Genomic DNA, 10,650 nt, shown 5'->3' with positions numbered 1-10,650 from the left:
GACATCAGTTGACAGCAAATTCGTTCAAATTTGTCGACTATTCTAAATACACAATCTCACAAATAAACGTTTCCAAAATCGCACCACGCTATTGTACTATGCTTATCGAAATAAAAACGCAATAAAAGGAATGAATAATGCGAAACTATCTGCTGCTCTCCACTTTTGGGGTTCTAGCCGCCTGTGGTGGTTCTTCTAATAACGACAATAAATCACCGTCAACAGACAATAGGCAACAAATCGTCAACCAGGCACCTAGTGTCAGTCTGGAAGGCAATACGTTAGTCAACTCGGGTGATATCTTGTCTCTGACAGCCACAGTATCGGATCCAGAGAATGATTCGGTCACCGGTGTATGGAGCAGCTCCCTTGCAGGTGTTCAGTTTATCGATACCACTAACGGCGCACATCATGTGATTTTCCCGGATGTTGACGAGCAGACACAAGTCACCTTGACCTACACAGTCACAGACAGTCACAACAACCAAGTGAGTAAAACCTGGCAGGTAACTGTGATGCCCAAGTCCGCTGCCGGACACATTGAGCTTGCCGACACCCTGACGCTGACAGGCGGAGGCCTAGCATCCGTTACCGCGACCTTCACCATGACATCTAAGATAGAAAAAGTTGACTGGCGCAGCGACGGCTTTGAATTAACTAATACCGATATCCAGTCGAATCATGACACCCGCGCCGGACAAAGTACTTTCAGCATTGAATTACCTGAGGTCACGCAAACTCAACAATTTGATATTATATTTGAAATTACCACCAGTGATGAAATCATCTCTAAAACCATCAAAGTTACACTGACACCGGAGTCTGAGCCATCACTCAGTGTCAGCCTGCCTGAGCAAGTTATTGTCAATGAGAAGAATTTACTGACAATTCAGGCGACAACGACCAGTACCGATGAGATCATCAGTTATGAATGGCAATGGCAAGGCACGCCTCAGCCTTCTCAGCAAACCCAGGGGAAAGGGGCCTATACTTTTAGCGCACCGGAAGTGAGTGAAGATCAGACCTTTACACTCCAGCTCACTGTTACCATGAAGGGCGATATCAAAAAAACCGCTGAGACATCTGTTGTGGTGCGCAACATCACCGATCTACAAGGTCTTGAGCTCACTATGGACCGCTCGTTCGCAGTGCCCGGGCAAACAATCACCGTGAATTCCAATTTAACCAATTTCGACGATGTTGAAAGCGTTTCATGGATTATTCCGGAATTTGGCGATGACTTACTGGAAAAATCGAACAACAAACTCGTGATCACTATTCCAGAAGAAGACACCATTCAAACGTCACGACAAATTGAGTACAAGGTGAAGCTGAAAAATGGTACCGAACAATCCACCTTTGTTAATTTCACTTACGTCAGTAGCACAGTAGCAAAAACCCTGATGATAGTCAGAGACCCCGGCGAATTTTCTATTTATCCGGACGTCCCAGCCACGTTAGACCTGACATTTAATGGCGGCGTTGATATCGAAGAGGTCATAGTCTCAAGCAGTGATTACGACCATTACGATAATCTTCAGTGGTCTCTTGAAGATCAGAGATTAACGCTGAACCTGCATAAGAAAACGATTACTCGTAAAGGTCTGACGGTCATTAAGATCACAGCTAAAGCCGGTGATATTGTGCGTGAAAGCACGATCCTTGGCACGGCTCACAGCGCCATTATCATACCTTATGCTGGCGTAGAAGAGACCTATATTATGGGCAGTGAAGCGCAAGTCTTTGGGCAAGTTTTCCACCTGGATGGTAAGCACAATATGCCAAGTCACTGGCAGGCAAAGAGCACGGATGATAATGTGACCATTAAGCAAGTGTCTGATACCAGCGCTTCTATTAGGTATAACAGTGAGTTAGAGCGCATCGTGACACTTGAATTTCACGCCACAGATGAACATGATCAGACCGATCATAGTGATGTCAAACTGAGATATGAAAGCAACCATACTTTCCGGGGTGATGACTATGTTTGTAAAGTGACGGATGGCAAATTTGAATCTTGTCGTGAAACCTTGGGTCAGACTCTCAACCTGGACGCTCCTGCCGAACTCAAACAAGTGATAACTAAGGGCGACTATGCCTGCTTGCTTGGCAATTATGGCACTGTCGTTTGTAATGCCAAGGGCGATAACCCGGTAAAAAACGTCCCTGCACAATTGCTCGCAGCAAAACTTAACGCCGTTGACGCAAACAATGTATGTGCTCAGCTAAGCGATGCCAGCTGGCAGTGCTGGGGTAGCCGAGGCACTGAACTGACAGACCTGCTGGCCGCAAATGCGACCGTACATAAAGTGCTGGCAAACGGGTCTCTCACCTGCCTGGTCAGTAACAAAGACATAAAATGTTATGACGGTGACACACAAACCAAACTAATCGAAGACGTATTACCGCAAGACTTGTTTATCTATATCAGAGAAATTTGCTACCGAACTAGTCGTGGCGTTCTAAAATGCGATATTGAGTAAGTTAACTTTCAAACAGTTGCAGTAAAATGCTGCAACTGTTTTTCACTTCCTGGTGCTCTTTAGCTGCCCCTCACCATTATCCCCGTATTTTACCGACCTGTACTTTACAAAAGCTCGATTAAACGACAAACTAAAGTCATAATCACCTCAATTACTACTAATATGAAATTATTACTTACTTTCTCGACTGTAATCCTATTGATGTTATCTGGCTGTGGTGGTGATGACGCGGCTCGTGGCGATAAAAATACCCCGGGATACGCAGCTACGGTTTTTTTTGACGCACTGTACAATAAAAAAGACATGGAACTGGCGCTGAGTCGCTCTACGCCTCGTATGGGCAGAATAATGCGCTCTTACGGCACCCCCTCCCAGTTTGCCAGAAACCTGATCAACATGCAGTACGACCAGGTAACCATAGAAGTGGATATGACTAACCAAAGCCTGCGAGAACAATATGGTAACGAAGCCAGGATCAACCTGATTTTCACCGGTATGTTACATGGAGAGCAAGTTGACGACATGCGCAGTGTTCAACTTATCAGACGTAAGGGCGAGTGGTACGTCGATAAAATCAATGCGGATCCTTTTGCCCGCTAGCGCTTGTTGTCCCAGCGAAATCAGAATAAACAGGTTTTACGTAGCCAGAAATGAATCTGGCTACGTAAAACCAACTCAGTATTTCATTACAACTCACAAGCAAATACCCAAGCGGGTTAGGCCGCGTCATCCACACTTAAAGCAAGCCGGCTGCAATGGAACCAATCGGCCAAGCGTTCACGCTCTTCTTCATCAAGAACACATTCAGCCACCGCCATAGCGAGCTGCTCATCAGTGCTTAAAGCAAGCAGATTCGTCTGATGAGCTTTCTGCCAACGTTCAAACTTGTGTAACCCCTGCTCACATTTTGGAAATAACTTAAACGCCTGCTCTAATGCCTCCAGCCCTGCATGCCCTGAGGTACTACATAAGCTGCTAACGCGGGCAAGAGTCAGTTTATTGCGATATAAACTATCACACAACTCAATGATGAGCTTGTCCGAAGGCCCCGAAAAACCCCTGCCAAAAGGCATAAACCACCTTTTTGCAATCGTTTTAAGTCCATCTGGTGCAAAGTTGTCAACAAAACCCTTGTGAGCCTGCTCGAACGCACTGAGATGATAATGCATGGCGTAATGCAACAGGGGTAAATCGCTACACTGGCGACCATCGTCCTCAAACTTTTTCAGTGCACAAGAACCCAGATAGAGATGGCTTAACATATCGCCTAACCTGGCTGAACGCATTTCTTGTAGTTTTAACTTACCGCCGAGTACAAGCATCGCAAGATCGCTCTGAATGGCTAAGATTTGGCTATACCAGGTTAAGGTTTTATAGTATCTGGCTACCTCTCCGCCTACAGGGGCAGATGAGAAGAAACCTAAGGTCAGCCCATTAAAAGACGCTTTAAGAAATGTTTTGCAACTGTGTGCCAGATGGTCGGTTAGCACTTTATCGAACTGGTACAACGCTATTTCCGCATCTTGTTCTTGAACTGCCGCCATTTCTTTTAACACATAAGGGTGGCAACGAGTCGCCCCCTGACCAAAAATCATTAGGTTACGTGTTAAGATATTTGCCCCTTCAACCGTAATACTAATTGGCATGCCCTGATAATGCAGAGCCAGATAGTTTAGAGGACCTCTTTGAATCGCCTTGCCGCCATGTAAGTCCATCGCATCATTAACACTTATCCGCGCCATTTCAGTAAGGTGGTACTTAGCAATTGCCGTAATAACTGCCGGACTCTTATTCAAATCAATCGCCAAAGCAGTATTTTGCCGCGTCGCCTCTATGCTGTAACTCAGTCCGGCAATTCGGGCTAAGACTGACTGAACTCCTTCAAATCGACACAAGGGTTGTTTGAACTGTCGCCTTACACTGCAATACGCCGTCGTTGCTCTGGCACTCAGTTGTGCTGTACCGGCACTCAGTGCTGGTAAGGAAATACCTCGCCCTGCACTCAGGCAAGCCACCAACATGCGCCACCCTTTTCCTATGCCTTCTTGCTCACCGATGACCCAGTCTAGCGGGATAAACACCCCCTGCCCCTCAGTCGTACCATTCATAAAGGCCAGGCCCATAGGATCATGTCTGGGGCCAACCTTTACACCTTCATGATCAGTCGGTATTAAGGCACAGGTAATACCTAACTCACTTTGCTCAGACAGCAAGTGGTCCGGATCGTATACTTTGAAAGCCAGCCCCAATACGGTCGCCACGGGTGCTAAGGTGATGTAACGCTTCTGCCAGCTAACCTTGAGACCTAAGGTCATTTCGCCATTGAATTCTTGCTTACACACAACAGCAAAGTCCGTGATCCCGCCAGCATCGGATCCCGCCTCCAGCGATGTGAGCGCAAAGCAAGGCAAGACGGAGCCATCGGCAAGCCTGGGCAACCAACTCTGCTGTTGCTGCGTTGTACCGAAATGAAGTAGTAGCTCAGCAGGCCCAAGGCTATTCGGCACCATAACAGTCACCGCCGTCGACAAGCTGCGGGTTGCAATTTGCGCGACAATGGCAGAGTTTGCCTGGGCACTGAATGCTTTACCGCCAAATTTTTCGGGAATGATAAAAGAAAAAAAGCCTTTTTCCTTCAAGAACTGCCAGACATCAGGCGGTAAGTCGCCAGCAGCGCAAATCTGACTTTCATCCAACATCGCCATGAGCTCAGCCAGCTCATGCTCGATAAAATCTCGTTCCCGGTCGCTGAGTGCTGGCTTACCCGTTTGTAACCAGTGCGACCAGTTTGGCTTGCCACTGAACAAGCTGGCGTCCCACCAGGTATCTCCGGCTTCCATCGCTTCGCGCTCGGTTTGTGATAATTGTGGTAGCGCACGCTTAAAGTACACCATGGCCGGGCCCGAAATAATTTTCAGCCTGACTTCCTTGATATAAAAAATGAAACACACAACAACAATGAGTAGTATCAGTAACCACATGGTATGAGCACCTTCCAGTTAATGGCGCTTTAAGTATGGAACAAATGCCACTTATCTCAATATTTTTACACCGCTTGTCTGGTGTGAATTGTCGCTTTCATTCGACACTGGTATCATCAGCGTTCTAATAACGATAATTGGAACAATGATGGCACTACAATTCAAACTCAGCCTGGGCGCCTTAGTGGTTGCCGGGGCACTCTCTCTGAGTGGATGTAACTCAACAACCAGTTCAACATTAACGGAAAAAGACGCGGAAGCATTTCTGACCAAAGCAGAAAAAGAACTCCAGGATTTAAGCTATCGCAGTGCACGTTCAGCCTGGATCTACGCTAACTTCATCACCGAAGACACCGCGTCACTGGCTGCCGACGTTAGTCAGGAATACACCGAAAAGCTGGTTGCACTGGCTAATGAAGCCGCCAAGTTTGATGAGCTGGAGCTGAGCTACGACAACCGTCGCAAACTGGACAAGCTTAAACTGAACCTGACCTTACCAGCCCCTAAAGATGCAGAAAAAACAGCCGAACTAGCTAAGCTATCTGCTGAACTCGACGGCATGTATGGTAAAGGCAAGTACTGTAAAGATGGCAAGTGCATGAGCCTGGGTGACATGACGTCCAAAATGGCCAACAGCCGTAACTATGAAGAGCTATTGGATATCTGGCAAGGTTGGCGCCAAGTCTCTCCGCAAATGCGTCCAATATATAAAGATCTCGTTTCCCTGGCAAATGAAGGCGCACAGGAACTGGGGTATCGTGATACAGGTGCAATGTGGCGCAGCAAATATGACATGCCTGCAGATGACTTTGCCAAAGAACTAGATCGTATTTGGGGTCAGGTCAAACCACTTTATGATTCACTGCACTGTCATGTTCGTGCCAAGTTAGGCGAGAAATATGGTGAAGACAAAGTGCCTCAGGATCAGCCTATTCCAGCTCACCTGCTAGGCAATATGTGGGCTCAGCAATGGGGTAATATCTATGATCTGGTTGCCCCTGAAAATGCTGATCCAGGTTATGATGTAACCGAGTTGCTCGAAAAGCACAATTACGACGAAATCAAAATGGTTAAAGGTGCAGAGAAGTTCTTTACTTCGATGGGCTTTGAACCACTACCAGAAACATTCTGGACGCGCTCATTGTTCACCAAACCACAGGATCGCGACGTACAGTGTCACGCTTCAGCCTGGAACTTGGATAATAAAGACGACCTGCGTATCAAGATGTGTATCCAGCGCACTGGTGAAGAATTCTCTGTGATCCACCACGAGCTAGGACACAACTTCTATCAACGCGCTTATAACAAGCTACAACTGTACTATCAGGAAAGTGCCAACGACGGTTTCCATGAAGCAATCGGCGATACGATTGCCCTGTCGGTTACACCTGGCTACCTAAAAGAAATCGGCCTGTTGGAACAAGTGCCTGACGAGTCAAAAGACATTGGTCTGCTGATGAAGATGGCACTGGACAAAATTGCCTTCATTCCTTTTGGCCTGCTAGTTGACCAGTGGCGCTGGAAAGTTTACTCCGGTGAGATCAGCCCGGCTGAATACAATAAAGCCTGGTGGGAATTACGTGAGAAATATCAGGGTCTTCAGGCGCCAGTTACGCGTACTGAAAACGACTTTGATCCAGGTGCAAAATACCACGTACCAGGTAACGTACCTTACACACGTTACTTCCTGGCGCATATTCTGCAGTTCGAATTCCACAAAGCATTGTGCGAAATTTCAGGCAACAAAGAGGCCATTCACCGCTGCTCTGTTTACAACTCAAAAGAAGCTGGTGAGCGCCTGAATGCCATGCTCGAAATGGGCAGCAGCCGTCCATGGCAGGAAGCACTGGAGAGCGTCACTGGTAGCCAACAAATGGATGCCACCGCTATCCTGGATTACTTTGCACCACTTCAGACCTATCTGGATGAGCAAAACAAAAACCGCCAGTGCGGTTGGTAATCCGTTAGCTTAATCACTTTATGAAAGGAGCCAGTCGGCTCCTTTTTTAAGTGCGCCACACCTTGAAACAATTCTCAGCTTTTCCAATCACTCACTTGTGCGGTAAGGTATCCGCAAAAGGAGTGCACTATGTCACTAAAAAGAATCATGTTATTAAGTCAGTTTGAACTGACACGCTTGTTTGCCACAAAACGTGGCTGGCTGGCACTGGCAGCCTTTATTATGGTGTGGCTGATGATTTTACGTTATCCCATCTATCATGCGGTTTCGGTACTAAATAGCCCTGAATTCTCCGATATCGCGGTACAAATTGCCGGCTCAGTGGGATTATACTCGCTCGCACGCTGGCCCGAGGCTGAGCTATCGGTCTACTGGATCATTGCCTTGTTCAGCTTTCCCGTTTTTACCTTATTTGTCAGCGCTGATCAGACCGTAGAAGACAGTAAACGGGGTACCCTCAGATTTCTGACATTGCGCGCCAGCCGCAGTGAAATCATGCTCGGCCGATTTTCAGGGCAGGCGCTCATTTTATTGGCACTGATCCTTGCCTCCGCCCTCGCGGCTTGGGTGCTTATGCTCACACGAGACCCCGCTCTGGCATTCAATGGTCTGGGTAAATTAACCTCAATTACCGCGTTACTGGCGTTAACCACTCTCCCCTTTATCGCCCTGATGAGTTTACTCAACTTGCTGGCAAGCTCTGCACGTCTAAGTATCATTTATGCCAGTTTGTTATTCACAGTAGGAAACCTGCTAATTGGGTATCTGGCATCCCACATTGAACTGGCTGACTGGCTATATTATCTGTTACCTGGGGTGCATATCAGCAGTATTGCGCCCTGGTACAATATCGACTGGCATACTGTTGCTATCCCCTTACTGCAATCCCTGGCACTGCTGAGCACCGCATACTGGCTAATGAAAAGGAAAGATCTATGAGTACCTCGACGTCATCCGTCATTGAAGTCAACGAGCTGACAAAGCACTTTGGCAGCAAGTGCGCGCTAGACAAAGTGAGCTTCACCATAGATCAGGGCCATACCATTGCATTGGTTGGTCCCAATGGGGCAGGCAAAACCACGCTGTTTAGTATCTTGTGCGGCTTTTTAAGAGCCGACTCAGGGGCTGTTCGCGTATTAGGCCACACACCCGGCGATAGCTCACTGTTTGGCATACTCAGTGCTCTGCCACAGGATGCTCAACTTGATCCGCGTTTTTCGGTAGGCAAACAGCTAACATTTTATGGCCAGTTACAGGGCTTAAGTCGTGCACAAGCTCAGCAAGAGACAGCACGGGTGCTAGAGCAAGTCGACCTCAGCAATCAAATCAATGCCAAAGCCTCAGAGCTATCCCACGGTATGAGAAAGCGCATCTGTATTGCGCAAGCTTTAATTGGGAAGCCTAGAATTGTACTACTGGACGAAGCAACGGCGGGTCTGGATCCCATCAATGCTAAAGCAATCAGGACACTGGTCGCCGACTTAAGCAAAGACATGACGTTTATACTGAGTTCTCATGATCTGAGTGAGCTCGAGCGACTGTGCGATACTGTCCTGTATCTTGAACAAGGGAAACTCACCAGTCACCAAAGATACGGGCAAAATGGCTCAGATACTGCTTACCTAACCTTGCAAGTGAAGCAACCAGACAGCCAAATGCAATTACATATTGCCCGGCTGGACGGTGTGAAACACGTTCGTCAGTCACAGCCCGATGAGTTTGTCATTGAATATGATACCCACCAAGTAGCGCTGGATATCGCGCTGCTTAAACTTTGCCATCATCATGGCTGGGTATATAAACAGCTAATCAACGGCAATACACTCGAAAACCAGCTGTTTGCCACGCCATAGACTACACTAGAAAAAGTGATACTAACTTGCTTAATTAAGCGTTCTATTTCGAGGCGAGAAAATAGGGTCGATTACACCGCTCTCGCGTCCTGCTGGCGCTGGGGTACCTATGCCCATGTGGGCGAGGCAAAAATTGTGACCTATATCTTAGGTATAGGTTCTAAATGAGAAATTTTTAATACAGTTAGCGTCATATTTGCTCCGTCAAATTGAACAGGTAATAACTGAAATTGATATTATGCGCAGCCAGGGCTTCTATGAATAAAACTCTCAGACTTATTCGCCATGCTAAATCGAGCTGGCAGGAGCCAATGCTGCACGATATTGACCGCCCACTCAAGCCTAAGGGCGTTCGTCGTACTCAGGCACTGGCACAACAACTGGGTCCACTGCCCGATACACATGTCTTTGCCAGCCCAGCACGGCGCGCCCGCGATACCGCCCATATACTGCATATGCAGTGTAATATCAGCAAACCGATTGAGGTAATTCAGGCACTCTATACCTTTGACGCACAGGACCTGATGGACTGCCTGCATCTGTTACCCGATGAGTGTAATGACGTCACAGTAGTATGCCACAACCCGGCTATAACGATCCTGGTTAATCACCTGATTACGGGCCAGTTCGATAACATAGTGACCGCAGGTTATATCGAGTTAAAACTAACAGTGCCCCAGTGGCACAAACTGGCGATTGACTCAGTTTCATTGCAGCAAGTTATCTTCCGCCCTGAACTATCAGATTAAGCATAAAACCGTCATGACAGTCTGGGAATACCCCGAACCCGCCGACATACCAACAGAAATTTGAGCCGTTTTGCCTCACCCAACTGACAGTCCACTATCAGCACTTTCTTCCAATTAAACTTGTACACATTTAGATTCCACGCTCAAATCTGATAGACTATTGCCGATTTATAAAACCATAAAACAGGGACAGCAAAAATATGAACAAGTTTAAAGTCACTCCTCTAATGATAGCCTTAACGGCCATACTCTCCGGTTGCGGCGGTGGGGGCAGCGATGGTAATCAAACCCAGACTGAACAACAAAAAGTAGAAAACGAATCAGTCAGAGTCCTGGACGACCCATCGGGTAAATCTATTGCCGAGCTATCGCAAGCTACTACAGCACTGATAAGTAACAGATACAAAGGAGTAACAACGCCAGCCAAGCTGGATGATGAATTGCTCAGAAAAGGGTTTATACATCTGTTTGATGGTTCCACCGCCGGGTTCTCAGACATGGATATGCCTTATTTACAGAATCACATTTCTAGTGATGGTTCAATTAGTGGCACCTCTCAGTGCCCCACATCAGGTCAGGTTAGCTATCAGGGTAAAGTTGACGGACAAGGCAATGGTGCCGTGC

At 47.2% G+C, this 10,650-nt stretch carries 8 protein-coding genes; 7 read left to right on the top strand and 1 reads right to left on the bottom strand.

Annotated elements, in window-relative coordinates; genetic code table 11:
• Positions 1-137: 137 nt before the first annotated feature.
• Together CWB99_RS13030 and CWB99_RS13025 are read left to right on the top strand one after the other, a co-directional pair.
• Positions 138-2,483 (top strand): hypothetical protein, encoded by a 2,346-nt coding sequence (locus CWB99_RS13030; RefSeq protein WP_138552120.1) that lies wholly within the window; start codon positions 138-140, stop codon positions 2,481-2,483.
• Positions 2,484-2,645: 162 nt separating this feature from the next.
• Positions 2,646-3,083 (top strand): hypothetical protein, encoded by a 438-nt coding sequence (locus CWB99_RS13025; RefSeq protein WP_138552121.1) that lies wholly within the window; start codon positions 2,646-2,648, stop codon positions 3,081-3,083.
• Between the two features lie 116 nt (positions 3,084-3,199).
• On the opposite strand, the gene CWB99_RS13020 is transcribed toward CWB99_RS13025, so the two are convergent.
• Positions 3,200-5,464, bottom strand: coding sequence for an acyl-CoA dehydrogenase (locus CWB99_RS13020; protein WP_138552122.1), 2,265 nt, complete (start codon positions 5,462-5,464; stop codon positions 3,200-3,202).
• A 148-nt stretch (positions 5,465-5,612) separates the two neighbouring features.
• Here CWB99_RS13020 and CWB99_RS13015 point away from each other — a divergent pair, with 148 nt between their 5' ends.
• From CWB99_RS13015 to CWB99_RS12995, 5 genes are all read left to right on the top strand, one after another.
• Positions 5,613-7,424 (top strand): M2 family metallopeptidase, encoded by a 1,812-nt coding sequence (locus CWB99_RS13015; RefSeq protein WP_138552123.1) that lies wholly within the window; start codon positions 5,613-5,615, stop codon positions 7,422-7,424.
• A gap of 129 nt (positions 7,425-7,553) precedes the next feature.
• Positions 7,554-8,363 carry an ABC transporter permease subunit gene (locus CWB99_RS13010; protein ID WP_138552124.1) on the top strand — a complete coding sequence of 270 codons (810 nt, stop codon included), beginning with the start codon at positions 7,554-7,556 and terminating at the stop codon, positions 8,361-8,363.
• Positions 8,360-9,277, top strand: a complete 918-nt coding sequence (locus CWB99_RS13005; protein ID WP_138552125.1) for an ABC transporter ATP-binding protein — start codon at positions 8,360-8,362, stop codon at positions 9,275-9,277. The genes CWB99_RS13010 and CWB99_RS13005 overlap by 4 nt, the downstream gene beginning before the upstream one ends.
• A 257-nt stretch (positions 9,278-9,534) precedes the next feature.
• Positions 9,535-10,026 (top strand): SixA phosphatase family protein, encoded by a 492-nt coding sequence (locus CWB99_RS13000; protein WP_138552126.1) that lies wholly within the window; start codon positions 9,535-9,537, stop codon positions 10,024-10,026.
• A 200-nt stretch (positions 10,027-10,226) separates the two neighbouring features.
• A partial coding sequence (locus tag CWB99_RS12995) for a hypothetical protein (protein WP_212748518.1) occupies positions 10,227-10,650 on the top strand: 424 nt, incomplete at its 3' end.

It is taken from the genome of Pseudoalteromonas rubra (assembly GCF_005887095.1).
Lineage (GTDB): Bacteria > Pseudomonadota > Gammaproteobacteria > Enterobacterales > Alteromonadaceae > Pseudoalteromonas > Pseudoalteromonas rubra_E.
This window is presented reverse-complemented; position numbering and strand designations above follow the sequence as displayed.